General features: G+C 67.4%; 19 protein-coding genes and 2 pseudogenes. 9 read left to right on the plus strand and 12 right to left on the minus strand.

The window, feature by feature from the left end:
- Positions 1–17: 17 nt before the first annotated feature.
- Together gatA and gatC are read right to left on the minus strand one after the other, a co-directional pair.
- Positions 18–1,493 carry an Asp-tRNA(Asn)/Glu-tRNA(Gln) amidotransferase subunit GatA gene (gene gatA / locus U9J41_RS21595; protein WP_322404260.1) on the minus strand — a complete coding sequence of 492 codons (1,476 nt, stop codon included), beginning with the start codon at positions 1,491–1,493 and terminating at the stop codon, positions 18–20.
- Positions 1,494–1,518: 25 nt separating this feature from the next.
- Positions 1,519–1,818, minus strand: coding sequence for an Asp-tRNA(Asn)/Glu-tRNA(Gln) amidotransferase subunit GatC (gene gatC, locus U9J41_RS21600; protein WP_322404219.1), 300 nt, complete (start codon positions 1,816–1,818; stop codon positions 1,519–1,521).
- A 307-nt stretch (positions 1,819–2,125) separates the two neighbouring features.
- On the opposite strand from gatC, the gene U9J41_RS21605 reads away from it, so the two are divergent.
- From U9J41_RS21605 to U9J41_RS21635, 7 genes are all read left to right on the plus strand, one after another.
- A complete protein-coding gene (locus tag U9J41_RS21605) occupies positions 2,126–3,169 on the plus strand; it encodes a rod shape-determining protein (protein WP_025511657.1) in 1,044 nt (347 codons plus the stop codon).
- 152 nt (positions 3,170–3,321) lie between these two features.
- On the plus strand, positions 3,322–4,677 hold the full coding sequence (mreC, locus tag U9J41_RS21610) for a rod shape-determining protein MreC (RefSeq protein ID WP_322404220.1): 1,356 nt from the start codon (positions 3,322–3,324) through the stop codon (positions 4,675–4,677).
- Positions 4,677–5,198: a rod shape-determining protein MreD gene (mreD, locus tag U9J41_RS21615; RefSeq protein WP_322404221.1), complete on the plus strand. Its 522-nt coding sequence runs from the start codon at positions 4,677–4,679 to the stop codon at positions 5,196–5,198. The genes mreC and mreD overlap by 1 nt, the downstream gene beginning before the upstream one ends.
- Before the next feature lie 22 nt (positions 5,199–5,220).
- On the plus strand, positions 5,221–7,206 hold the full coding sequence (mrdA, locus tag U9J41_RS21620; protein WP_322404222.1) for a penicillin-binding protein 2: 1,986 nt from the start codon (positions 5,221–5,223) through the stop codon (positions 7,204–7,206).
- 3 nt (positions 7,207–7,209) lie between these two features.
- Positions 7,210–8,325 carry a rod shape-determining protein RodA gene (rodA, locus tag U9J41_RS21625; RefSeq protein ID WP_322404223.1) on the plus strand — a complete coding sequence of 372 codons (1,116 nt, stop codon included), beginning with the start codon at positions 7,210–7,212 and terminating at the stop codon, positions 8,323–8,325.
- 145 nt (positions 8,326–8,470) lie between these two features.
- Positions 8,471–9,373, plus strand: a complete 903-nt coding sequence (locus U9J41_RS21630; protein WP_322404224.1) for a septal ring lytic transglycosylase RlpA family protein — start codon at positions 8,471–8,473, stop codon at positions 9,371–9,373.
- 413 nt (positions 9,374–9,786) lie between these two features.
- Positions 9,787–12,882 carry a TonB-dependent receptor gene (locus U9J41_RS21635; RefSeq protein WP_322404225.1) on the plus strand — a complete coding sequence of 1,032 codons (3,096 nt, stop codon included), beginning with the start codon at positions 9,787–9,789 and terminating at the stop codon, positions 12,880–12,882.
- A gap of 119 nt (positions 12,883–13,001) precedes the next feature.
- Here the strand turns inward: U9J41_RS21635 and U9J41_RS21640 are convergent.
- Both U9J41_RS21640 and U9J41_RS29360 read right to left on the minus strand, forming a co-directional pair.
- Positions 13,002–13,220, minus strand: a pseudogene (locus tag U9J41_RS21640) (IS1595 family transposase); the annotation flags it as partial.
- Positions 13,204–13,317: pseudogene (locus U9J41_RS29360) on the minus strand (transposase-like zinc-binding domain-containing protein); the annotation flags it as partial. The pseudogenes U9J41_RS21640 and U9J41_RS29360, both read right to left, overlap by 17 nt.
- A 320-nt stretch (positions 13,318–13,637) precedes the next feature.
- Between U9J41_RS29360 and lpxD the strand changes: the two are divergent.
- Positions 13,638–14,699, plus strand: a complete 1,062-nt coding sequence (lpxD, locus tag U9J41_RS21645) for a UDP-3-O-(3-hydroxymyristoyl)glucosamine N-acyltransferase (protein WP_322404226.1) — start codon at positions 13,638–13,640, stop codon at positions 14,697–14,699.
- A gap of 172 nt (positions 14,700–14,871) precedes the next feature.
- Here lpxD and U9J41_RS21650 read toward each other — a convergent pair whose 3' ends face one another.
- The 8 genes from U9J41_RS21650 to argS form a co-directional block, all read right to left on the minus strand.
- Positions 14,872–15,690, minus strand: coding sequence for a class I SAM-dependent methyltransferase (locus tag U9J41_RS21650; RefSeq protein ID WP_322404227.1), 819 nt, complete (start codon positions 15,688–15,690; stop codon positions 14,872–14,874).
- A 176-nt stretch (positions 15,691–15,866) separates the two neighbouring features.
- Positions 15,867–16,634, minus strand: a complete 768-nt coding sequence (locus tag U9J41_RS21655) for an SPOR domain-containing protein (RefSeq protein WP_322404228.1) — start codon at positions 16,632–16,634, stop codon at positions 15,867–15,869.
- 10 nt (positions 16,635–16,644) lie between these two features.
- Positions 16,645–17,412 (minus strand): type III pantothenate kinase, encoded by a 768-nt coding sequence (locus U9J41_RS21660; protein WP_322404229.1) that lies wholly within the window; start codon positions 17,410–17,412, stop codon positions 16,645–16,647.
- Positions 17,413–17,428: 16 nt separating this feature from the next.
- Positions 17,429–18,193, minus strand: a complete 765-nt coding sequence (locus U9J41_RS21665) for a biotin--[acetyl-CoA-carboxylase] ligase (protein WP_322404230.1) — start codon at positions 18,191–18,193, stop codon at positions 17,429–17,431.
- Positions 18,190–18,984 (minus strand): SDR family oxidoreductase, encoded by a 795-nt coding sequence (locus U9J41_RS21670; protein ID WP_322404231.1) that lies wholly within the window; start codon positions 18,982–18,984, stop codon positions 18,190–18,192. Before U9J41_RS21670 ends, U9J41_RS21665 begins: the two co-directional genes overlap by 4 nt.
- Positions 18,981–19,670 (minus strand): thiol:disulfide interchange protein DsbA/DsbL, encoded by a 690-nt coding sequence (locus U9J41_RS21675; RefSeq protein WP_322404232.1) that lies wholly within the window; start codon positions 19,668–19,670, stop codon positions 18,981–18,983. Before U9J41_RS21675 ends, U9J41_RS21670 begins: the two co-directional genes overlap by 4 nt.
- Positions 19,671–19,685: 15 nt before the next feature.
- Positions 19,686–20,387, minus strand: coding sequence for an SPOR domain-containing protein (locus U9J41_RS21680; RefSeq protein WP_322404233.1), 702 nt, complete (start codon positions 20,385–20,387; stop codon positions 19,686–19,688).
- A 25-nt stretch (positions 20,388–20,412) separates the two neighbouring features.
- The gene (gene argS / locus U9J41_RS21685; RefSeq protein ID WP_322404234.1) at positions 20,413–22,125 is read right to left on the minus strand and encodes an arginine--tRNA ligase; all 1,713 of its coding nucleotides are present in this window, start codon (positions 22,123–22,125) and stop codon (positions 20,413–20,415) included.
- A 545-nt stretch (positions 22,126–22,670) separates the two neighbouring features.
- Here argS and rsmB point away from each other — a divergent pair.
- Positions 22,671–24,020 carry a 16S rRNA (cytosine(967)-C(5))-methyltransferase RsmB gene (rsmB, locus tag U9J41_RS21690; protein WP_322404261.1) on the plus strand — a complete coding sequence of 450 codons (1,350 nt, stop codon included), beginning with the start codon at positions 22,671–22,673 and terminating at the stop codon, positions 24,018–24,020.
- Positions 24,021–24,039 lie beyond the last annotated feature (19 nt).

Consider the following 24,039-nt stretch of genomic DNA (forward strand, 5'->3'; position numbering starts at 1 on the left):
CCCGTGCCCACCATGCATCAAACGCCTTCCGGCGCGCGGGTATGCCAATCCGTGGCTTGCTGGTACTGGTGCGCGATGTTCAGCAGCTTCGCCTCGGCAAAATAATTGCCGATGATTTGCAGGCCCACCGGACGCTTCGCGTTCTTCTCGCCCTGGCCAAAGCCGACCGGGATCGACATGCCGGGCAGGCCGGCAAGGCTGGTCGACAGCGTGAAGATGTCGGCCAGGTAGTTCGCCACCGGGTCGTTCGCCTTCGAGCCCAGGTCCCAGGCGACGCTCGGGGCCACCGAGCCCATGATCACGTCGCACTGGTCGCGGAACGCGGCCTGGAAGTCGTCGGCGATCAGGCGGCGGATCTTCTGCGCCTGCACATAATAGGCGTCGTAGTAGCCGTGGCACAGCACGTACGTGCCGACCATGATGCGGCGCTGGACTTCCTTGCCGAAGCCCTGCGCACGCGTCTTCTTGTACATGTCCTGCAGGTCGGTGTACTCGGGGGCGCGGTAGCCGTAGCGCACGCCGTCGAAGCGCGACAGGTTGGACGACGCTTCCGCCGGCGCGATGATGTAGTAGACGGGGATCGACAGCGCCGTCTTCGGCAGCGAGATCTCGACCAGCGTCGCGCCCAGCTTCACGAATTCGTCCAGCGCGGCGCGCACGGCCTGCTCGACGTCGCCGGCCAGGCCTTCGCCGAAGTATTCCTTCGGCACGCCGATGCGCAGGCCTTGCAACGAAGCGTTCAGGTCGCGCGCAAAGTCTTCGCGCGCATTGCCTTGCTCGGCGGTGAGGCTCGTCGAGTCGCGCTCGTCGAAGCCGACCATCTCGTTCAGCAGCAGCGCGCAGTCCTCGGCCGTGCGGGCCATCGGGCCGCCCTGGTCGAGCGACGAGGCGAACGCGATCATGCCGAAGCGCGACACGCGGCCGTACGTCGGCTTGATGCCGGTGATGCCGCAGAACGCGGCCGGCTGGCGGATCGAGCCGCCCGTGTCGGTGCCGGTCGCGGCGGGCGCGAGGCGCGCGGCGACCGCGGCGGCCGAGCCGCCCGACGAGCCGCCCGGCACGGCCAGCGCATCCCACGGATTCTTGACGGCGCCGAACGCGGAGTTCTCGTTCGACGAGCCCATCGCGAATTCGTCGCAGTTCAGCTTGCCCAAGGTGACCATGCCGGCGTCCGCGAATTTCGTCACGACGGTGGCGTCGAACGGACTCACGTAATTGCCCAGCATCTTCGAGGCCGCGGTCGAGCGCCAGCCTTGCGTGACGAAGATGTCCTTGTGCGCGATGGGGATGCCGGTCAGCGGCCCGGCGTTACCCGCCGCGATGCGGGCATCGGCGGCCCTGGCCTGGGCCAGCGACAGCTCCGGATTCACGTCCAGGAAGGCGTTGTGGCTGCTCGCGGCGATGCGGTCGAGGTAGTGCTGCGCCAGCTCCGTTGCCGAGACTTGTTTCGTGTGCAGGAGCGCGGACAGCTCCTTGATGGTTTTTTGATGCATCATGATGGTCGGCGTTCGCTGCGGGTTATTCGATGACTTTCGGCACGAGGTACAGGCCGTCCTGGGTTGTCGGGGCCGGGGCCTGGTAGTCGTCGCGGTGGTTGTCTTCGGTCACCACGTCCTCGCGCAGGCGCAGCGGCAGGGCAAGCACGGCCGCCAGCGGTTGCGACAATGGCGCAACACCGCTGGTGTCGACGGCCTGCATCTGCTCGGCCAGGGCGAAGATCCCGTTCAGCTCGTTCAAGGCGATTTCGGCATGTGCCTCGTCCATATCGAGCTGAGCCAGATTGGCGATCCGTTTTACGTCTGAAAGTGTCAGGGACATGGCAAAAAGCGCGGTTCGGCACCGCGTTCAAAGATGAATGTGTAGATAATGAAATTTGGACAACGGCGCGCTAAAGCTGATAAAAGCTTTCTAATACCGTCCATCTCACCGGCTGATATGGGCATGAAACCACCCGTTTTTCAGCGTTTAATCGGCAAATTATAAGGTAGAATGGCGGGCTAATGCGTTCTCCGGGCAAACCGGCCCGACTTCCACGCATGAAAAAGCCCTCGATGCGGATTCGGCGTCGCGGCGAAGATTCCCCGATTAATGTTAGGCGCACCTCGTTGCGCACATCAGGACACACATGTTTGGTTTTTTACGTAGCTATTTCTCGAACGACCTGGCCATCGACCTGGGTACCGCCAACACGCTGATCTATGTCCGCGGTCTGGGCATCGTACTGGACGAACCTTCGGTCGTCGCGATCCGCCAGGAAGGCGGTCCGAACGGCAAGAAGACGATCCAGGCAGTCGGCAAGGAAGCCAAGCAGATGCTCGGCAAGGTTCCCGGCAACATCGAAGCGATCCGTCCGATGAAGGATGGCGTGATTGCCGATTTCACCGTCACCGAGCAGATGCTCAAGCAGTTTATCCGCATGGTGCACGACTCGAAGTTCTTCCGGCCGTCGCCGCGCATCATCATCTGCGTGCCGTGCGGTTCGACGCAGGTCGAGCGCCGCGCGATCCGCGAATCGGCGCTGGGCGCCGGCGCGTCGCAGGTCTACCTGATCGAAGAGCCGATGGCGGCCGCGATCGGCGCCGGCCTGCCGGTGTCGGAGGCGACCGGTTCGATGGTCGTCGACATCGGCGGCGGCACCACCGAGGTCGGCATCATCTCGCTGGGCGGCATGGTCTATAAAGGTTCGGTGCGCGTGGGCGGCGACAAGTTCGACGAAGCCATCGTCAACTACATCCGCCGCAACTACGGCATGCTGATCGGCGAGCAGACCGCCGAGTCGATCAAGAAGGCCATCGGTTCCGCGTTCCCGGGCTCCGAAGTCAAGGAGATGGAAGTCAAGGGCCGCAACCTGTCGGAAGGCATCCCGCGTTCCTTCACCATCTCGTCCAACGAGATCCTCGAAGCGCTGACCGACCCGCTCAACAACATCGTCTCGGCCGTCAAGAACGCCCTCGAGCAGACCCCGCCGGAACTGGGCGCGGACATCGCCGAGAAGGGCATGATGCTGACCGGCGGCGGTGCGTTGCTGCGCGACCTCGACCGCCTGCTGATGGAAGAGACCGGGCTGCCGGTGCTGGTGGCCGAGGATCCGCTGACCTGCGTGGTGCGCGGCTCCGGCATGGCGCTCGAGCGCATGGACAAGCTGGGCTCGATCTTCTCGTACGAGTAACCCGGCAGTGGCAACGCGGACAGGGCGTGTGACCGTTCCGGCGATCCCGGGGCGACACGCGCCGTCCGCGTTTGGCGCCGCCCGGCAGTCGTATCCTCGCGCCGGGCGTCTACATCGACGCGGGCGCAGCTAGCCCCGCATTATTGGAAGTCATGGAATACAGTCCTCCGCCGCTGTTCAAGCAAGGCGCCCCCGCAAGGGTCAAGGTGACCGTGTTCGCTCTGCTCTCGATCGCTCTGCTCGTGGTCGACGCCCGCCTGCATGCGCTCACCGCCGTGCGCCAGGTGGCGGCAACGGTCCTGTACCCGTTCCAGATGGCTGCCCTGATGCCGCGCGATGCGCTGGCGAATATGGGCACGTATTTCTCCTCGATCTCCGCCCTGCAGAAGGAAGTGCACGACCTCAAGAGCCAGCAGGTCGCGATGGCCCAGGCCATGCAGCAGGCGCAGCTCCAGATGGCCGAGAACGCCCAGCTGCGGCGCCTGATGGACGCGCGCGAACACCTGCCCGTGCGTTCGCAGATGAGCGAGATCCTGTATGACGCGCGCGACCCGTCCACGCGCCGCGTGGTGCTCGACCGCGGCACCCGCAACGGCGTCAAGCTCGGCCTGCCCGTGATCGACAACGCCGGCGTCGTCGGCCAGGTCACGCGCGTGTTCCCGTTCACGTCCGAAGTCACGCTGCTGACCGACAAGGAGCAGGCGATCCCCGTGCAGGTGCTGCGCAACGGCCTGCGCAGCGTGGCCTACGGCCGCGGCCAGTCCGGCCTGCTGGACCTGCGCTTCGTCGCGCCGAACGCCGACATCCAGGTCGGCGACGTGCTCGTGACGTCGGGCCTGGACGGCGTGTATCCGGCCGGCCTCGCGGTGGCCAAGGTGATCCAGGTCGAGAACGTGGTGCAGGGTGCCTTCGGCCGCGTCGTGTGCCAGCCGCTGGCCGGCATCGACCGCTACCGCCAATTGTTGATCGTGATGTCCGACCAGCCGCTGCCGCCGCGCCCGCCCGCGGAACCGGCCAAGGCCGCCGCCAGCGCGGCGTCCCGGAAGAATCTGCCGCGCATGGCACCGTTGCCGCCGCTGCCGTTGGCGCCGCAGCCGCTGGCCCCGGCCGTCGCGCCGGCCGCCGGCGCCGCGAACGGGGCGCGTCCGGCCACGCCGCACGCGAACGCCGCCGCGCCCGCGCCCGCGCGCGCGACCCCGAAGGCCGCGACGGGCGCGCCGGGGCCCGCGACGGGCGCACCCGCCGCCGGCACGCCGGCCGCCACGGCACCCGTTGCCCGCCCGCCGGCGCCGCCCACCGCCCGTGCTCCGGCCGCGGCCGCGCCGACGGTCGCGCGCGCGCCGGCCGCCGGCACCGGCACCGCCGCGCCGGCCGCGCCGACTGTCGCGCGCACGCCGGCCACCGGCACCGTCGCCACCGCCGCACGCCAGCCGGCCGTCGTCCCGGCACAAGGCACCGCCGCGGCGCCCGCCGCCAACGCCGCGCCCCGGCCGAAGGAGGGCAACTGATGCCGACGACGAACCGTCCGCACTACATCCTGCTGCCGGTCAGCCCGCTGTTCATCTCGTTCAGCCTGGTGTGCGCCTTCATGCTCAACCTGCTGCCCTGGGGCCGCTGGGTCGGCGCGCCGGACTTCGTCGCGCTGGTGCTCGTGTTCTGGGGCATCCACCAGCCGCGCAAGGTCGGCATCGGCATCGCGTTCTGCATGGGTCTCCTGATGGACGTGCACGACGCGACGCTGCTGGGCGAGAACGCCCTGGCCTACACGCTGCTGTCGTACCTGGCGATCATGATCCACCGCCGCGTGCTATGGTTCCCGCTCGTCACGCAGGCGATGCACGTGTTCCCGCTCCTGCTGCTGACCCAGGCGATCCAGGTGATGGTGCGCTTCTTCGTCACGGGCCGCTTTCCCGGCGCGCTCGTGTTCATCGAGAGCGTCGTCGCCGTCGCGCTGTGGCCGGTGATTACGTGGCTGCTGCTGGCGCCGCAGCGCCGCGCGGTCGACAAGGACCATACGCGTCCGATCTGAAGAACCATTCACGCCATTCCGAATGACCGAGATTAAAGACAGCGATCGCGAGATCCACCTGTTCCGCATGCGCCTCACGGCGATCGCGCTGTTCGTCTTCATCTGCTTCGGCCTGCTCGTCGCACGCTTCGTCTGGCTGCAGGTCGTCAAGCACAGCCAGTACATGGCGCAGGCCGAGGACAACCGCATCGCGCTCGTGCCCATCGTGCCGAACCGCGGGCTGATCGTGGACCGCCACGGCGTCGTCCTGGCCAGCAACTACTCGGCCTACACGCTCGAGATCACGCCGTCGAAGCTCGAGGCGAACCTGGATTCCGTCATCGACGAACTGTCCAAGCTCGTGACGATCGAACCGAAGGACCGCAAGCGCTTCAAGCGGCTGATGGAAGAGTCCAGGAATTTTTCCAGCGTCCCGATCCGCACCCGCCTGACGGACGACGAAGTGGCGCGCTTCACGGCGCAGCGCTTCCGCTTCCCCGGCGTCGAGGTGCAGGCGCGCCTGTTCCGCCAGTATCCGCTGGGCGAGGTGGCGTCGCACGTGCTGGGTTATATCGGCCGCATCAACCAGGCCGAGGCCAAGATCATCGACGCCAGCGACGATGCCGCCAACTACAACGGCACGGACCACATCGGCAAGGAAGGCCTGGAAAAGAGCTACGAACACCAGCTGCACGGCCAGACCGGCTACGAGGAAGTGGAACGCTCGGCCGGCGGCCGCGCCATCCGCACCCTCTCGCGCACGCCGCCGACGCCGGGCAGCAACCTGATCCTGTCGATCGACATCGAGCTGCAGAAGGTCATCGAGCAGGCGTTCGGCGATTACCGCGGCGCGCTCGTCGCCATCGAACCGTCGACGGGCGACGTGCTTGCGTACGTGTCGCGGCCCGGCTTCGACCCGAACCTGTTCGTCGACGGCATCGACTCGCAGAGCTGGAACGAATTGAATACGTCGCCCGACAAGCCGCTGATGAACCGCCCGCTGTCCGGCACGTACCCGCCCGGTTCGACGTTCAAGCCGTACATGGCGCTGGCGGCGCTCGAATATGGCCTGCGCCGCCCCGAGTACGGCATCAGCGACCCGGGTTTCTTCATGCTGGGCGGCCACCGCTTCAACGACGACAAGAAGGGCGGTCACGGCTTCATCGACATGTACCGGTCGATCGCGGTGTCGTGCGACGTCTATTACTACCAGCTCGGCAACGAAATGGGGATCGACCGCATCCACGACTTCATGCAGCCGTTCGGTTTCGGCGAGAAGACGGGCATCGACCTCGAACACGAAAAGACGGGCATCCTGCCGTCGCAGCAGTGGAAACGCGAGCGCTTCAAGCGCAACCGCGCGGCGCAGAAGTGGGTGGGCGGCGACACGATCTCGATCTCGATCGGCAATGGCTTCAACAGCTACACGCCGCTGCAGATGGCACACGCCGTGGCCACGCTGGCCAACGACGGCGTCATCATGAAGCCGCACCTCGTCAAGATGCTGGAGGACGGCGGCAACCACGCGCGCACGCTGACGGTGGCGAAGGCGTCCGGCCGCATCGCCGTCAAGCAGGAAAACATCGACATCGTCAAGCGCGCCATGGTCGGCGTGACGTCGGACGCCAAAGCGCCCGGCACCGCGGTCCTCCAGTTCCGCGGCGTCCCGTACACGGTCGCCGGCAAGACGGGTACGGCTCAGGTGGTGGGCCTGAAGGGCCAGAAGTACAATGCGGCGGCGACGCCGGAGCGCCTGCGCGACAATGCGCTGTTCATCGCCTTCGCACCCGCCGACCACCCGCGCATCGCGCTCGCGCTCGTCGTCGAAAACGCCGGCTTCGGCGCGGCCGTGGCGGCGCCGATCGCGCGCAAGGCGATCGATTACTACCTGCTCGGCAAGCGCCCGGGCGACGCCGACAAGCCGCCGCCCAAGCCCGCGGACCCGGTACCGGCCGACGAAGACCAGGTGGCGCCCACGGCCGGCGCCGACTTCCAGCCGGGCGGCGAGACCCCCGGCAACAAGGACTGAATCATGGCGCACTTTCCCGAACGCCGCTCGCTCAGCCGGCGCCTCAAACCGTATTTCACCGTGTTCGATCCGGCGCTGTCGCTGATCCTGTTCCTGCTGCTGTGCGTGGGACTCGTCACGCTGTCCTCGGCCGGCCACGACTTCCCCGGCCGCCTGGAAGGCCAGATGCGCAACATCGTCGCGGCCTTCGTGTTCATGTGGGCCGCGGCCATCGTGCCGCCCCAGACCCTGCTGCGCCTCGCGGTGCCGGTGTACACGTTCGGCGTGGCGCTGCTGCTGGCCGTGGCGGCCGTCGGCACCATCAAGAAGGGGGCGCGGCGCTGGCTGCACGTGGGCGTGGACATCCAGCCGTCCGAGATCATGAAGATCGCCACGCCGCTGATGCTGGCCTGGTATTTCCAGACACGGGCCGGGGCCCTCAAATGGAAGTCGTTCCTGGTGGCGGCGGTGCTGCTCGTGATCCCGTTCGGCCTCATCGCCAAGCAGCCCGACCTCGGCACGGCGCTGCTGGTGGGCGCGTCGGGCTTCTATGTGATCTTCCTGGCCGGCCTGTCGTGGAAGGCGCTCGGCGCCCTGTTCGCGTCCGGCTGCGCCGCGCTGCCCGTGGCCTGGTCGCTGATGCACGACTACCAGCGCGAGCGGGTCATGACCCTGATCGACCCGACGTCCGATCCGCTCGGCAAGGGTTTCCACATCATCCAGTCGACCATCGCGATCGGTTCCGGCGGCGTGTCCGGCAAGGGGTATATGAAGGGCACGCAGGCGTATCTCGAGTTCATTCCCGAGCGCACCACCGACTTCATCTTTTCGGTATATTCCGAAGAGTTCGGTCTGATCGGCAATTTGATACTGCTGTTCCTGTACCTGCTGCTGATCGGGCGCGCGATGATGATCGCGGCCAATGCGCCGAACCTGTTCACGCGCCTGCTGGCGGGGGCGGTCGCGATGATGTTCTTTACGTATGCTTTCGTCAATATGGGGATGGTCAGCGGCATCCTGCCGGTGGTCGGCGTTCCGCTGCCTTTCATGAGCTATGGCGGTACCGCGCTGATTACCCTGGGCCTATGCAGTGGTATATTGATGAGTATTCAACGACACCGCAAACTGGTGCAGACCTGATATGCAAGAGAACGCGATGGCCGTTCCGAGGTCGCTCCCAGCGGTCATTGCTGTGCTGGCAATGATGGCGGGATGCAGTACCACGGACCAGAACGGCGAACACAAAAGCCTGATTCCCCTGCCTTGGCGGCACAAGGTGACCCGCGTGGATCCCTCGCTTCCCAACCTCCCCGCGGCCGGCTCCGGCCGTGGCGGCTACTACCAGGACGACGGCCCCGGCGCGAATCCGCCGCCGGGCCTGATGGACACCCCGGACGCCGTCGTCAAGTACGAACCCTATGCCAGGTTCGGCAACAAGCCGTACGCCGTGTTCGGCCAGACCTACACGCCGCTCGTCAACGATGAACCGTTCACCCAGCGCGGCGTGGCCAGCTGGTATGGCGTGAAGTTCCACGGCCAGCGCACGTCGTCGGGCGAGCCCTACGACATGTACAAGATGACGGCCGCGCACCCGACCCTGCCGATTCCTTCGTACGCGCGCATCACGAACCTGGAGAACGGCAAGTCCGTCGTCGTGCGCATCAACGACCGCGGGCCGTTCCATTCCGACCGCATCGTCGACGTCTCGTACACGGCGGCCCTGAAGCTGGGCCTGTTGGGCAAGGGCAGCCACGAAGTCCAGCTCGACCGCCTGTTCCCGGGCGACGAGATCCGCCTCGCGTCCGCGCGCCGCGCCGCCGCGTCCGAGGCGCAGGCGCTGCCGCCGCCGGGCATCGCGGCCCTGATGCTGGAAGACCGGGCCGACACGGACAGCGCCGCCGTCGCGCCGGCGCCGGCCGCGGCGGCCGCAGCGGCCGCGGCGCCTGACCAGGCGGCGCCCAGGTCCGGCTTCTACCTGCAGCTGGGCGCCTACGGACGCGCGGGCAAGGCCGAGGAAATCAGCGAAAAGCTCAAGCAATCCGGCGTCGACCTGGCGATCGAGGTCGTTCGCTCCGGCAGCGTCAATCGCCTGTATGGCGGTCCATTCGACACCCGCGCGCTGGCGCAGGAAGCGGCGCGTGCGCTGCCGGCGAGGCTCGGGCTGCGGCCCATCGTCGTGCGCCGCTGAGCGGGCAGAGCCCCACTGTCGTCAACTCGAATAGACATCTGATGTCTGATCAGACGCAGGGCATTTGCTCGACAATGCTGCCGATCAGCGCTGTCGAGCCCTGTATTTTTGGCAATAAATGTCTCAAAATGCCGGTTCCCTGCTTGTTTTTCATCGGATGTCAGACATCTGCAACGATTTTTTATTTGCTATACGCTACCATTTTTTGATCGAGAAAATAAGCGTAGCTCAGAATATTAAAAGGCGGTCTCGCGTTAAATGCCATATAAACGCGAAGTTTGCCATGATGTTTGCGCATAACATTTTTGTTTGCGCAATTGACACTACTAACATTGTGCTCCTACACTGGGTTTGCCAACGATAAAGACGGCCTACCGGCGCGTCCTTGGCACAGAAAAACACAGGAGACAGCAATGATCGAGAAGTCCGTACAGCGGCGCCGCCAGCGCCGGCAAGTCGTGCTTGGCCTGAGCGTGCTCGCCGGCCTCATCCAGCAAGCCTATGCGCAGGAAGCCGCAGCACCGGCCCAGGATGCACCCGCGCAAGTCGCGCCCGCCGTCCAGGCCGATGTCAACGTCGTCAAGGTGACCGGCTACCGCGCCAGTCTGCTTTCGTCGGCCAAGGACAAGAAGGAAGCCATCGGCTTCCAGGACACCATCAGCGCCGAAGACATCGGCAAATTCCCCGACAAGAACATCGCCGAATCGCTGAGCCGCGTGCCGGGCGTGCAGATCGCGCGCGACGTGACGGGCGAGGGCACGAACATCCAGATCCGCGGCCTCGGTTCGAGCTTCACCAAGATCCTGCTGAACAATGCGCAGATCGCCGTGGCCTCGTCCGGCCCGATCGACGGCGCCAACACGAACCGCGAGGTCGACCTCGACCTGCTGCCGACCGACCTGTTCACCAAACTGACCGTCGCGAAGAGCCCGACGGCCGACCTGATCGAAGGCGGCGCCGCCGGCGTCGTGAACATGCGCAGCGCGCGTCCGTTCGACAATCCGGGCACGCACGTCTCGTACGGCGCCATTGCGCAGAAGCAGCAGATCGCCGACGGCGTCGGCGGCCGCGGTTCCCTCGTGGCCAGCAAGACCTGGGGCGACACGTTCGGTATCCTGGCCGGCTTCACCGTCAACCGCCAGAAATCGCGCACGACCGGCTACGAGACCGTGGGTCTCACCAACCCGAACCTGACGGCGGCGCAGAGCTCCTCGCCGACCCGCAACAGCACCGGCGGCGGCAACTGGACCATTCCGGCCACCGTACCGGCCGGCGCCGGCGCGGGCCTCGTGGCGGGCACCCCGATCGACCAGGCCTTCCTGCTGTCGCACAACCCGGGCCTGACGATCGACCAGATCGACAACGCCCTGTTGCCGCGCCTGGGCCGCTTCATGGATTACTTCGGCACGCGCGACAAGGGCGCGGCCATCCTGAGCGCCGAATGGCGTCCGCTGGCAAACCTGCACTTCTACGTCGACACGCTGTACAGCAAGAAGGACGACGACATGCAGCGCATCGCCTACACGTGGGCGGTCCGCAACGGTGCGTCGATCCCGCTGAACATGCAGGTCGATAACACCAACTGCACCATCGGCTGCACGGTCACGTCGGGCACGTATTCCAACGCGAGCTACTTCATCGAGTTCGGCCCGCGCCGCGACCGTACCGACCTGAAAGGCATCAACCCGGGCATGGAGTGGAAGATCACCCCGACCCTGAAACTGGATGCGCAGGCCAACGCCACCAAGTCGACGTTCTCGCACGAAGCGCCGACCGTCATGCCGATCACGGCCGCCGGCAGCGGCCTCGTCGCCACCTTCAACAACAACGGCGGCGGCGTGCCGAACATCACGTTCAACCAGGACGTCAACGACCCGGCGAACTTCGTCTGGGCCGGCGGCCGCGTCAACATCCAGAACGAGCTGCGCGAGACGAGCACGAAGGGCTTCCACACCGACCTGACCTGGGGCGATGCGAAGCTGAGCCTCAAGGCCGGCCTCGCCTACGACGACATCGACCGCCGCATCCGCGGCCAGGACAACTCGGCCGCGTGGCAGGCTGCCGTCTGCGGCAACAACCCGAGCGTGTTCCTGCAGGGCCCGAACGGCGCCCCGGCCTGCGACGGCGCCAGCACGCCGGGCGCCAGCGCCGCCGCGCTGTACCCGGGCTACGGCACCGGCTACACGGCCGGCCAGACCGCGCCGCTGGTATACCAGGGTTCGCTGATCCCGCTGAACAAGCTGTCGAGCTACCTGGTGCAGGGCCCGAACGGCCGCGTGGTCGTCGACTGGGATCGCTTCCGCAAGGATTCGAACTACGACGCCTACAATTCGAGCGCGCCGGATTCCACGAGCTCGTCGACCGGCGCCAGCTCGGGCTATGTGCGTGAAAAGACGACCGGCTTCTACACCGAGGTCAGCGGCGAGACCAAGCTCGGCAGCTTCCCCGTGCGCTACAACGCCGGCGTACGCTATGTCCGTACCAAGCAGGACGTGGGCTCCCTGAACTCGTTCAGCGACCCGCGCAACGCCACCCTGACGCAGAACGGTTCGAAGTACCCGAACGTGACCGAGTGGGTGTACCAGGACACGACGTACAACAACACGCTGCCGTCGGCCACCGCCGCCATCACGCTGCGCAAGGACGTCGTGGCCCGCGTCGCGCTGTCGAAGACGATGACCCGCGCGAACCCGAACTCGCTGCGTCCGGGCATCAACTTCAGCGGCACGTCGGCCGACGTCGGCACGATCGGCAGCCCGGAACTGAAACCCTACCTGTCGAACAACATCGACCTGGGCATCGACTGGTACACCGGACGTGAAGGCTACGTCAGCCTGACCGTGTTCCAGAAGAAGGTGAAGGGCTTCACCGTCATCGACAACCTGACGATGCCGTTCAGCGCCCTGGCCGCCTACGGCATTACCTACAACAACCTGATCCCGACCCAGCAGGTGGCGATCAACTCGCGCGGCGGTCCGGACGTGGCCACCGTGGTGATGAGCCAGGAGCGTAACGCCGGCGGCATCCTGACCGTGCGCGGCCTGGAAATCGGCTGGGTCCAGCCGCTCGACAAGCTGCTGCCGATCAAGGGCTTCGGCTTCAGCGAGACGGCCACGCTGATCAACCAGAGCGCGAGCGGCGAGGGCACCAACGGCTTCGTCGCCCTGAACGTACCGAAGAAGAGCAACAACTTCGGCTTCTACTACGAGAACCACGGCTACATGGCGCGCATTTCGCACCAGTACCAGCAGGGCAGCCAGAGCGCCAACGCGAACCAGAGCGGCGTGACGCTGGCGGCACTGTACGGCCGCTCGTACAAGCAGGCCGACTTCTCGTCCAGCGTGGACCTGGAAGAGGTGCTGGGCCGCGACAACTGGCCGACGATCACGTTCGACATCGTCAACCTGAACAAGGCCAAGCGCGAAGGCTACTTCCAGTTCCCGAACGCGGCGTTCAGCTCGTATGATCCGGGCCGTACCTTCCAGCTGGGCCTCCGCGGCAAGTTCTGATCACGCAGTACCCATTACGTCCCCTGTCCCCGCTTTCGACCGGCATGCTGCGCGCCGGTTGCAAGCGGGGCTTTTTCTTTGGCTGTGTTCGCGTTAATTAGGTAAGCGAGCGCTGCCGCCTAGCCGCGCTGCGCCGCAGCGCACAGCAGGTGCGCGGGCATCGTCAGGCGCCGCGCGTCCAGCAACCGTTGCCATCCCGAATAGTTGATCAAATAGCGGCTCGCGACACCGCGAAACCGCACCAGCCAGCTCTTGACATTCTGGATGTGGATCGCGCCGCGCGCCCGAATGCCGGCCGACACGTTCACCGCCTCGTGCGTGATGCCCGCAGGCGAGGCAACGAAAGCGCTGCAGGCCGCTCGCCTGGCCACAGCGGTGTACGCGACCACAGCCGCAGCGCGGACATGGCCGACCTCGGGCCGCGTGTTCGATCAGCGCGATGCATTCCGCCGGATGCGCGAGGCCCGCGATCCATTCGCGCAGCCGGACCAGGTCGGAAGCCGACAGCTGTACCGCCGACAACTTGGCGAACACGTCGTCGAACGTCAGGCTGCGCATCGTCACTCCTCATGAGTTAACTCGACGATACGTATGACCTCCGCAACCAGATTCAGTTCACATACTTAACGCGAACACAGCCTTTTCTTTTGCGGTAGCTCACACCGCTTTAGTATTCTCTTCGCGATCCGGAACTGCTGCGCCGGCGCATCGGTCGAACCGCCTACACACGTCACGATGCGACAGGAGGCGAGGGCATGGGCACACGACTCATGGAGTTGGTCGAACGCTTCGGCGGCCGGCTGGAAGGCGATCCGCAGATCGAAGTCACGCGCATCGCCCCGCTGGACCGCGCGGGCGCCACGGACATCAGCTTTCTCAGCGACAGCCGGCTGCGGGCCGCGGCGGCGCACAGCCGGGCGGCGGCGCTGATCCTGTCTCCGCTCGACGAGCCGGACGTCGCCGCCGCGTACGACGGCGCACGCATCGTCACGAACAACCCGTACGCCTATTTCGCGCGCACGGCGCAATACCTGTGCGGGTCGGGCGCCGCGCCCGCACCGGGCATCCACCCGTCGGCCGTCGTGCACGCGAGCGCGCGCGTGGACCCGACCGCGTGCATCGGCGCGCACGTCACGGTGGAGGCGGGCGCCGTCATCGGCGCCGGCGCCATGATCGACGCGGGCTGCTACATCGGTCCCGACGCATCGGTCGGCGAAAGAACGCACTTCTTCGCCAACGTGACCTTCCACGCGCGCTGCGTCATCGGCGCGCGCGGCATCGTCCACTCGGGCGCTGTGATCGGCGGCGACGGCTTCGGCTTCGCGGTGGACGGCGGCATCTACATCAAGATCCCGCAGACGGGACGCGTGGTGATCGGAGATGACGTCGACATCGGCTCGAACACGGCAATCGACCGCGGCGCGCTGGACGACACCGTGATCGAAGACGGCGTGAAACTCGACAACCTGATCCAGATCGGCCACAACTGCCGCATCGGCGCGCACACGGCAATGGCGGGCTGCGTGGGCGTGGCGGGCAGCGCCAACATCGGCAGCCACTGCACGTTCGGCGGCGCCGCGATGATCAACGGCCACATCGACATCGCCGACAACGTCCACGTCACGGCCGGCACGCTGGTGCCGAACTCGATCGCGGCACCAGGCCGCTACACGGGCTTTTATCCGATCGCGCCGAACGCGGAATGGGAGCGCAGCGCGGCGCTCGTGCGCAACCTGGCGACGATGCGGGAGAAGATCAAGGTGCTCGAGCGGGGGATGAAGGCGTTGGGCGGAGAGCAGGCAGCGCGGGCCGGGTAGCGGCTGGTGCGGTCACGGCACTGTGCTTAGCAGTGTGCAGGTGCCGAGCCTGACCAATGCGCCTATCGTCACCGGAAACTGCGAGGCCCACCGTTTCGGTCGGGATCTCGGGATCTCGTGTTCGAAGCGCCGGCGCCGGGGCCACTGACGCCAGCGTCCGAATTACTGCCTGTCATGCGTGTTGTTTTACCGCCTCGATTTCCAGTACGCCGGCGATGCGGTTCAATAATGGAATCCCGCAGAAAAATCCGTCGAGGACGACCAGGAGCGGACCGAACACGCTGTATATTTTCCGCAGCGCGTTGGGCATGCCCGTCAGATTCTTGGGTACCAGATTCGCGCGTTTCAGGCGGGCGACGCGGAAGCCTGCCTCCTGCAGAAGGAGTCGTATTTCCGACGCCGTATAGCGACGTGGATGGGAGTATCCGAGCTTGAATCGTCTGACGACAGCCTCCTGCCAGGCGGCTTTTTGCGGAAGCTGGTAAATCAGGAATCGCCCGTTCGGTTTCAGCACGCGTGCGATCTCGGCCAAGGATTTTCGTTCGTTACCGACCTCCCCGCTGCACTCGTCGACATGCTCGAGGACACCGCAACTCAACATAGCGTCGAACTCTTCGCGCTCAAAGGGGAGGTGGGTTGCATGCGTCGTTCGTGTGACGTCAAGTGCATTGCAAAGCGGAAGGTTCGGCAATACAGCATCGTCGGGGCCGATGTCGAATGACGTAACCTCAAGGCCTCGCCTGCGTAGCAACCATGTCATTTGGCCATAGCCGCAGCCCCAATCCAGCACGCGCTGCGCAGGATGGTCCGCGCCGGTTTTCTTCGGCCGCGCAGCATGCAGTCTTGCCTCGATATCGTTTGCGATACGGATATAGTTAAGCAGACTGATGGGCTGATCGAGATGTGGTAAATGCAAGCCTTGGGCGCGAATGCAGTCCGCGTTACTCTTCAGGAAATCTACATCATATTGGTCGCGAGTCAGTGCCATCATGTCGAGTAGTGAGTAAAAAATGGAGGCAGGCTTTGCCGGGCGCAGGGGCGTTTGCCTGGAACAGGTTCCAGCCAACCGTGTCGAATTTCCGTCAGGTCAACAGCCACCGGCATCTGCTGGTCGAACCCGGCCGCAAGGCTCAGCATAGCATCGCGCGAAATCGGAAGGGCCGCGGCTCAGTTGCAACTCTTGACGTCCGCGCCGTCGTAGCGTTCCGCGTAGCCTTCGATGCGCTTGCGGGTCGCGGCGTCGAGGCTGCGCACACGGTAGACGTAGTGGGTGGTCTGCGGTCCGCGCGGGGCGATGCGCGCCGTGTGCACGCCCTGTTTGCCCAGTTGGGCGAGCATGGCCTGGGCGCTGCTTTCGGTCTTGAACACGCCGAGGGAGATCGCGTACTTGAGCGGCGAATCGGCCTGCAGGATGTAGAAATTGGTCACGCCCAGGGTGCGCAGCTCCGCGGCCTTCTTGTCGGCCGCTTCCTTGCTGCCCTGGGACGGGATGTGCACGATCCAGCTGGTCACGTCCTGGGCCTGGACGGCCTGGCGCGACTGGCGGTCGCCGAGGTCGAGCGCGGCCAGGCGCGCCTCGAAGCGGCGCGCGTCGCCCGCGTCGAGCGGGCCGATTTCCGTGCAGGCGAAGGCGGGCGCAGGGGCGGGCGTTTGGGTGGGCGCCTTTGCAGCGGTTGCAGCGGTTGCAGCTGCGGATGCAGGCGCGCTTGCCGCCGCCGCGCCGTCGGCCTCGTCGCCACCCGGCGGCGGCGCGGCGGCCTTCGCGGCGGCTTCGGCCTGCTCGCGCGTCAGCAGCGTCATCTTGGCCGTGTTGAACTGGCGCTTGAGGCGCGCCGGTTCGTGTTCATTGCTCTTGCCCGTGCCGAACAGGCCCTGGGCATACGCGAACAGGGCGGCGTTCAGGAACAGCAGGGACCAGAAGGCGAGTCGTAGCACGAGCGTGTCCTCAAGCAGATGCGGGGTCGGGGGCGGAAGCGGGCAGCGGCGCGGCCGCATGCAGGCCCACCAGCACGATATTATCCAGCATCCAGTGGGGAACGGACAGCAGCGGGGCCACGCTGGCCGCCGCGCCGCCCGAGATGATGCACAGGTCGGCGGGCAGGGCGGCGCAGGCGCGTTCGATCGCGCCCGCCTGCGCGGCCAGGCAGCCGGACAGGATCGCGTCGCTCGTGTGGTCGGCGAACACAGGCGGTGCCATGTGGCGCTCGCCCGGCGCCACCTGCGGCAACTGGGCCGTGCCGCGCGCCAGCGCGCCCAGCATCAGGCCCAGGCCCGGCAGGATCATCCCGCCGAGGAAGTCGCCCGCGGCAGTCACCGCGTCGACCGTCGTCGCGGTGCCGCACGTGGCCACGACGAGGGCCTGGCCGGGGGCGAGGCAGCGTGCGCCCAGCGCGGCGGCGAAGCGGTCGCTGCCCAGTTGCGCCGGATTGCGGTAGCGGTTGCGCAGGCCGTTCAATTCGGCGCGCGCCGTGAACCAGTCCGGCGCGGCCGGCAGGAGCGGGGCGAGCAGCGCCGTCAGCTGCGCCTGCATCGCGTGGCCCGCCACGTTCGAGACGACGGCGCGCGTGAGCCCGTGGCCAGCCCAGGCGGCCTGCAGGCGGTCGAGTTCCGCGTGCGCCACGGCGCCGTGCGCGGTCCAGTCGCCAGGGAGCGCGTCGAGCGCCGCGATGGCCCATTTGATTCTCGTGTTTCCCGCGTCGACGAGCAGCAGCATGGTGGTCTCCCGAAGATCAATCCGTGGTGCGCAGCGACACGTCGCCGGCGACGATCGCGATGCGTCCGCCCGCCGTGTCGAGCAGCAGGCGGCCCGTGTCGTCCACGCCGGCGGCAAGGCCCTCGTGCTGGACTTCGCCGCGGTCGAGCAGGACGACCGGCCGTCCCGTCCAGGCGTGCAGCACGTTCCAGCGCGCGGCGAACGCGCCAAAGCCCCGCTGCGCGAACAGGGACAATGCGTCGGCCAGGCCGTCGAGCAGCGCGGCCATCAGTGCGTCGCGGTCCATGCGCGCGAGCCACGGCACCGCGGCGGCGCTGCGTCCGATCCTGTCTTCGAGTGCGTCCGGCATCACGAGGTTCAAGCCGATGCCGACGATGGTCCAGGCCGCGCCGTCCGGCAGCGCCTGGGTCTCGACGAGGATGCCGGCCAGCTTGTCGCCATCCTTGAGCACGTCGTTCGGCCATTTCAGCTGCACGGGCTGGCCGAGGCGGCCCAGCGTTTCCGCCAGCGCGACGCCGATCGCGAGCGGCAGGCCGGCCAGGCCGCGCAAGCCGTCGGCGAAGCGCCAGGCCAGCGAGAAGGTCAGCGAGTTGCCCGGTTCGGACAGCCAGCTGCGGCCCGCGCGCCCGCGCCCGGCCGTCTGGTGTTCCGCGACCAGCAGCACCGGCGCCGCCAGGTGCGGCGCGCGCGCCAGCAGGTCGGCGTTCGTCGATCCGGTTTGCGCGACCACCTCGACGGCGACGCCGGCGCGCGACAGTTGCGTAATGCGATCGGCGTTCATGGCGCCACCTTGCCCGCCTTCTGCGGCGCATGCACGAACAGGGCATCGAACAGGACGTTGGGCAGCAGGCGCAGGAGTTTCGCCGCGACGCCCATCGGCCAGGGGATCACGCGGTAGCTGCGGCCCGCGTCGATGGCGCGCGCGGCTGCGGCCGCGAAGCGGTCGGCCGGCATCAGGAAGGGCATGGGAAAGCGGTTCAGGCGGGTCATCGGCGTATCGATGTAGCCGGGCGCGATGGTCACGACCCGGATACCGTGGGGTTGGAGTTCGAGGCGGAGCGATTCCGCATACGTGTGCACGGCCGACTTCGACGCGCAATAGGCGCCCGCGCCTTTCATGCCGCGGATGCCGGCCACGCTGCCGATCGCGACGAGGCGGCGCGTACCCGTGCCTTGCTTCATCGTCGCGATGAACGGTGCGAAGGTGGCGACGGTGGCTGTGACGTTGATGGCGAAGATCTCGGCGAACTGGGACACGTCGCCCGGCCGCTCCGTCAGCGTGCCGGCCGAGACGCCGGCGCTGGCGATCACGATGTCGGCGCCGCCTTCACGCGCGATGAAGTCGGCGGCGGCGCGCGCCAGGGCCGTGTGGTCCGTCACGTCGACGGCGTAGATGTGGTGGTCGTTTGGCGCGGGCAGCGCGGCGGCGAGTTCGCGGAGGGCATCGGGGCGGCGGCCGAGCAGGCCGAGGACGGCGCCGCGCGCCGCGTATTCGCGCGCCAGGGCCGCGCCGATGCCGCTGGATGCGCCGGTGACGAACACGCGCAGCCGGCGGCCCCGCGCCGCGGTCATCGCTTGTCCGCTTTCGCTTTCGTGACGAGGAAGTCCATCACCTGCAAGGCCGTCTGCTGTTGCTGGGCTTCCGTGGTGCCCTCGGGGGCGCCCGCGCCCGCGCCCGCGCCCGCGTGCGAGGGCGACGTGATGAAGCGGCCGTCGATGACGACGAGCGGCCAGCGGTCGACGCCGTAGGCATCCATCATCGCGGCTGCGCGATGCAGCTTCGCCTGGATGCCGAACGAGCGGTAGGTATCGATGAACTTCGCGCGGTCGATGCCGTTTTGCGCCACCCAGTCGAACACCCGCTCGTCGCTGGACAGGCGCAGGTGCTGCTGGTGCATGGCGTCGAACACCTTCTGGTGATACTGGTTCAGGAGGCCCATCGCGTCGAGCGTGTAGAACAGGCGCTGCTGCGGCAGCACGCTGGCGTCGCGCGGCACGTGCACGCGCTTGAACACGATGTCGTCACCCTGTTTCCTGACCCACGCTTCCAGCGCCGGTTCGAAGGCGTAGCAGTGCGGGCAGTAGTAGGCGAAGAACTCGATGACTTCGATTTTTTTACCGGCGTCGGTCGGCTGCGGTGAAGGCAGCACGACGTATTGCGCGCCCGCTTGCGGATCGGCGGCCAGCGCCGACGCGGCTTGCACACCGGCCGCGAGGCCGAGGAGGGCGGTGCAGAACAGGCGGCGCGGCAGGCGCATGCGGGGCTCCCGGGATCAGCGCTGGTTGCGCACGATGTCGACGACGATGCCGCTGTCGAGCAGCTTGGCGCGCGCCTTGTTCATGGTTTCGACCTGGTTGTACGGGCCCAGGCGCACGCGGTGCAGCACGCCGCTGTCGCTCGCGCGGTCGCTGATCGTCGCCTCGAAGCCGAGCAGCGCCAGCTTGGCGCGCGTCGCTTCGGCGTCCGGCAAGCCGCGGAATGCGCCGGCCTGCAGGTAGTACACATAGCCGCCGGTGGCGCCCGTGGCGCCGGGGGCGGTTGCGGCCGACGGCGCGGCGGAGGCGACGCGCGTCTCGGGTTTCGGTTCCGGCCTGGCCGGCGCCGGCTCCTTCATCGCGGCGATCGCCTGGCCCAGCGGGTCGGCCTCGGCCGGTTTGGTCTCGGCGGGGGCGGCGGTGCCGCCGGTCGCGCGCGCGGCGGCCTTTTCCGAAATCTCCTTGTTCGCCTCGCGCGCGGCGTCGCGGTTGGCGTACATCGGTTTGTTCGGATCCTGGGCCTGGCCCGGCGCCGGATCGGCCGGGCGGCCGGCCTTGACCGCCTTGTCGGTGAACGGCGAGGCGCCCTTGGTGATCGTGAGCGCGACCGCGACCGCGATACCCAGGCCGACGATCAGGCCGATGATGAGGCCAGTGAGCGTGCTGCCCCGCTGGCGCGCGAAGGATTGGAGCTGTCGATTACGGAATACGGCGGTCATGTAGTGCGGGTCTAGGTTGGAACGCTTACATTTTTTCCGGCGCCGAGACGCCGATCAGGGCCAGGCCGTTGCGCAGCACCTGGCGGATGGCGGCCGCCAGCGCGAGGCGCGCTAGCTTCGTCGGCTCGTCGTCGTCGAGCAGCCATTTGTGGGCGAAGTAATAGCTGTGCAGTTCGCCGGCCAGGTCGCGCAGGTAGAACGCGACCTGGTGCGGGCCCAGCTCGACGAGCGCGCGCTGCAGCATCTCGGGATAGTCCGCCAGCTTGGCCAGCAGGCCGGATTCGTGCGAATTCGTCAGCGGCGCCAGGTCGGCGTTGGCCAGCCCGGCGACGTCGCCGCCCCAGTTCGCGAGGGCCGAGCAGATGCGCGCGTGGGCGTACTGCACGTAGTAGACGGGGTTCTCGTCGTTGGTCGCGAGGGCGACGTCGACGTCGAACACGAACTCCGTGTCGGCCTTGCGCGAGATGAGGAAGAAGCGCACGGCGTCGCGGCCGCGGGTCACGTCGCCGTTGCCCGACCATTCGATCAGGTCGCGCACGGTCACGTACGAGCCGGCGCGCTTGGAGATCTTGACCTCCTCGCCGTTCTTCATGACGGTGACCATCTTGTGCAGCACGTAGTCGGGATAGCCTCGCGGGATGCCGATGTTCACGGCCTGCAGGCCGGCGCGCACGCGGGCGATGGTGCCGTGGTGGTCGCTGCCCTGGATGTTGATGGCCTGGTCGAAACCGCGCCTGAATTTCTGGATGTGGTACGCCACGTCCGGCACGAAATACGTGTACGTGCCGTCGGACTTGCGCATCACGCGGTCCTTGTCGTCGCCGTAGTCCGTCGTCTTGAGCCACAGCGCGCCGTCCTGCTCGTAGGTCACGCCGGCGTCGACCAGGGCCTGCACGGCCGCGTCGACCTTGCCGTCCGTGTACAGCGAGGACTCGAGGTAGTAATTGTCGAACTTGACGCCGAACGCCTGCAGGTCCTGGTCCTGCTCGTTGCGCAGGTAGGTGACGGCGAAGCGGCGGATCGATTCGATGTCGTTCGTGTCGCCGCTGGCGGTGGCCGGCTGGCCGTCGCTGGCCGCCACGGTCTTCCTGGCGAGGAAGTCGGCGGCGATGTCGGCGATGTAGTCGCCGTTGTAGGCCGACTCGGGCCATTCGGCGTCGCCCGGCTTGAGGCCGCGCGCGCGCGCCTGGACCGAGTTGGCCAGCGTGGCGATCTGCACGCCGGCGTCGTTGTAATAGAACTCGCGCGTGACCTGGTGGCCCTGCGATTCGAACAGCGCCGACATCGCATCGCCCAGCGCCGCCTGGCGGCCGTGGCCGACGTGCAGGGGGCCGGTCGGGTTGGCCGACACGAATTCGATGATCACGTGGTGCTCGTTGCCGGACTCGCCGCGGCCGAAGGCGTCGCCCTCGCGCAGGACGGTGGCGACGACGGACTGCTTGGCGCTCGCGGCCACGCGCAGGTTGATGAAGCCGGGGCCGGCCACGTCGGCCGATTCGATCAGGCCCGCCGCCTTCGGTGCGGCCAGCAGCGCGGCGACGAGGCGGGTGGCCAGTTCGCGCGGGTTGGTCTTGAGCGGCTTCGCCAATTGCATGGCGATGTTGCAGGCGATGTCGCCGTGCGACGGATCGCGCGGGCGCTCGAGGACGACGTTGGGCACGAGGTCGGTGCCCGCGACGATGGGGGCCAGCGCGGCCTGGAACAGGGCGACGATCTCTTGTTTTTGTTGGGCGAGCATGAACTGTGGTCGAAAATATAATGGTCGGTGCGGCGCGGTGGCATGGCCACGGGCAGGCTAAGCAATCATTATACTGGTTTGACGCAACGCGCCACCACTCCGGGGCGCCGACGCAAGCCTCGCTTAAGCCTGCGCAACGCGTAACCGTTACAATGTGCGTCTTTATGCATTGATCGATTGCCATGACCGAAAAGCGCCCGACGCTCACCCTCAAACCCAAGGCCGGCGGCCGCACCGGCGGCAAGAAGGCCGGTCCGGCCCGGCCGGGTGGCCCGCAAGCCGGGAAAGGGACTGGTCCGCGCAACCCCAAGGCCGGCCCCGCCGTGACCGGCGGACGCGACCAGGGACGCGACCCGGGACGCGAAGGCGCGCGCGACAGCGCGCCGCGCGGTCCCGGCGGTGCGCCGCAGCGCGCCATGGGGAATCGCCCTCCGCGCGTCGAGCCGGCGCCACGCGGCCTGGAGAATCGCCCCCAGCGCGTCGAGCCGGCGCCGCGCGACGTCGCCGTTGCGCCGCCGCGTCCGCACGAAGAGCCGGGCCCGCGCCTGCGCCACAGCCACGAGGTCAAGGTCCACGCCCAGCTCGATTACCGTCCCGACCTGCGCGACGATTCCCTTGCGTTCGCCCTGCTGGGCGCGGCGAGCAGCCTGGCGCGCGTGCGCGCCGGCATGGCGCTGCCCCAGGCGCTGGCCGACGTGGTCCAGGCCTGGGACGCGCCGCCGCAGGCGCGCGGCGCCATGCAGGACATCGCCTACCGCGCCATGCGCCAGCTGGGACGCAGCGGCACGCTGCTGGGGCTGATGACGAGCAAGGCGCCCGAGCCGGCTATGCTGGCCGGCCTGCTGGAGTGTGCGCTGGCGCTGCTCGATCCGCCCGCGGGCGCCGAGCCCCCGTACGAAGCCTTCACGGTCGTCGACCAGGCGGTCCGCGCGGCCGCCGCGCATCCGGATTTCGCCCACGCCAAGGCGATGGTGAACGCCGTGCTGCGCCGCTTCCTGCGCGAGCGCGAGGACGTGGTGGCCAGCGCCCTGCGCGAGCCGGTCGCCCAATGGAATTACCCGGAATGGTGGATCGACGCCGTGCGCACCGCGTATCCGGGCGACTGGCAGGCCATCCTCATGGCCGGCAACCGCCAGCCGCCGCTGACCCTGCGCGTGAATCGCCGCAAGACCGACGTCGAGACGTATCTGAAGCTGCTGGACGCGGCCGGCATGCGCGCGGAGCAGGTCGGGCCGAGCGCCGTGCGCCTGGCGCAGGCCGTTGGCGTGACGCAGATCCCCGGCTTTGCCGACGGTCTCGTCTCGGTGCAGGACGCGGGCGCCCAGCTGGCCGCGCCGCTGCTCGACGTCCGTGACGGCATGCGCGTGCTGGACGCATGCGCGGCGCCCGGCGGCAAGAGCGGCCACATCCTGGAAACGGCCGACGTCGACCTGACGGCGCTGGATGCCGACGCGCGCCGCCTCGTCCGCGTCGACCAGAATCTGGAGCGCCTCGGCCTGCATGCGACCGTCAAGGCGGGCGCGGCCGAAGCCACGGATTGGTGGGACGGCGGCCTGTACGATCGCATCCTCGCCGACGTGCCGTGCACGGCCTCCGGCATCGTGCGCCGCCACCCGGATATCCGCTGGTTGCGCCGCAAGAGTGACACCCACCAACTTGCAACACTTTCCACCAAAATACTCGACAATCTTTGGCAGATGCTGCGGCCCGATGGTAAATTGCTGTTCGTGACATGTTCGCTCTGGCCGCAGGAATCGGAAGCGCAGGCCGCCGCCTTCGCGGCGCGCCACGATGCGGTCCGTCTCGATGCGCCGGGCCAACTGCTTCCTCGAAGTGGCGGCGGGCAGGATCATGACGGTCTGTTCTACGCCCTGTTCCACAAGGCCGGAGCGTGAGTAACCCCGACAACGCTTT

The sequence above is a fragment of the Massilia luteola genome, from assembly GCF_034420155.1.
In the GTDB taxonomy this organism is placed as follows: Bacteria; Pseudomonadota; Gammaproteobacteria; order Burkholderiales; family Burkholderiaceae_D; genus Telluria; species Telluria luteola.

What these genes read in the sequence shown, in the direction of transcription:
- gatA (WP_322404260.1), bottom strand. Translation starts at nt 1,493, where the DNA reads ATGCATCAAAAAACCATCAAGGAGCTGTCCGCGCTCCTGCACACGAAA.
- gatC (WP_322404219.1), bottom strand. Translation starts at nt 1,818, where the DNA reads ATGTCCCTGACACTTTCAGACGTAAAACGGATCGCCAATCTGGCTCAG.
- U9J41_RS21605 (WP_025511657.1), top strand. Translation starts at nt 2,126, where the DNA reads ATGTTTGGTTTTTTACGTAGCTATTTCTCGAACGACCTGGCCATCGAC.
- mreC (WP_322404220.1), top strand. Translation starts at nt 3,322, where the DNA reads ATGGAATACAGTCCTCCGCCGCTGTTCAAGCAAGGCGCCCCCGCAAGG.
- mreD (WP_322404221.1), top strand. Translation starts at nt 4,677, where the DNA reads ATGCCGACGACGAACCGTCCGCACTACATCCTGCTGCCGGTCAGCCCG.
- mrdA (WP_322404222.1), top strand. Translation starts at nt 5,221, where the DNA reads ATGACCGAGATTAAAGACAGCGATCGCGAGATCCACCTGTTCCGCATG.
- rodA (WP_322404223.1), top strand. Translation starts at nt 7,210, where the DNA reads ATGGCGCACTTTCCCGAACGCCGCTCGCTCAGCCGGCGCCTCAAACCG.
- U9J41_RS21635 (WP_322404225.1), top strand. Translation starts at nt 9,787, where the DNA reads ATGATCGAGAAGTCCGTACAGCGGCGCCGCCAGCGCCGGCAAGTCGTG.
- lpxD (WP_322404226.1), top strand. Translation starts at nt 13,638, where the DNA reads ATGGGCACACGACTCATGGAGTTGGTCGAACGCTTCGGCGGCCGGCTG.
- U9J41_RS21650 (WP_322404227.1), bottom strand. Translation starts at nt 15,690, where the DNA reads ATGATGGCACTGACTCGCGACCAATATGATGTAGATTTCCTGAAGAGT.
- U9J41_RS21660 (WP_322404229.1), bottom strand. Translation starts at nt 17,412, where the DNA reads ATGCTGCTGCTCGTCGACGCGGGAAACACGAGAATCAAATGGGCCATC.
- U9J41_RS21665 (WP_322404230.1), bottom strand. Translation starts at nt 18,193, where the DNA reads ATGAACGCCGATCGCATTACGCAACTGTCGCGCGCCGGCGTCGCCGTC.
- U9J41_RS21670 (WP_322404231.1), bottom strand. Translation starts at nt 18,984, where the DNA reads ATGACCGCGGCGCGGGGCCGCCGGCTGCGCGTGTTCGTCACCGGCGCA.
- U9J41_RS21675 (WP_322404232.1), bottom strand. Translation starts at nt 19,670, where the DNA reads ATGCGCCTGCCGCGCCGCCTGTTCTGCACCGCCCTCCTCGGCCTCGCG.
- U9J41_RS21680 (WP_322404233.1), bottom strand. Translation starts at nt 20,387, where the DNA reads ATGACCGCCGTATTCCGTAATCGACAGCTCCAATCCTTCGCGCGCCAG.
- argS (WP_322404234.1), bottom strand. Translation starts at nt 22,125, where the DNA reads ATGCTCGCCCAACAAAAACAAGAGATCGTCGCCCTGTTCCAGGCCGCG.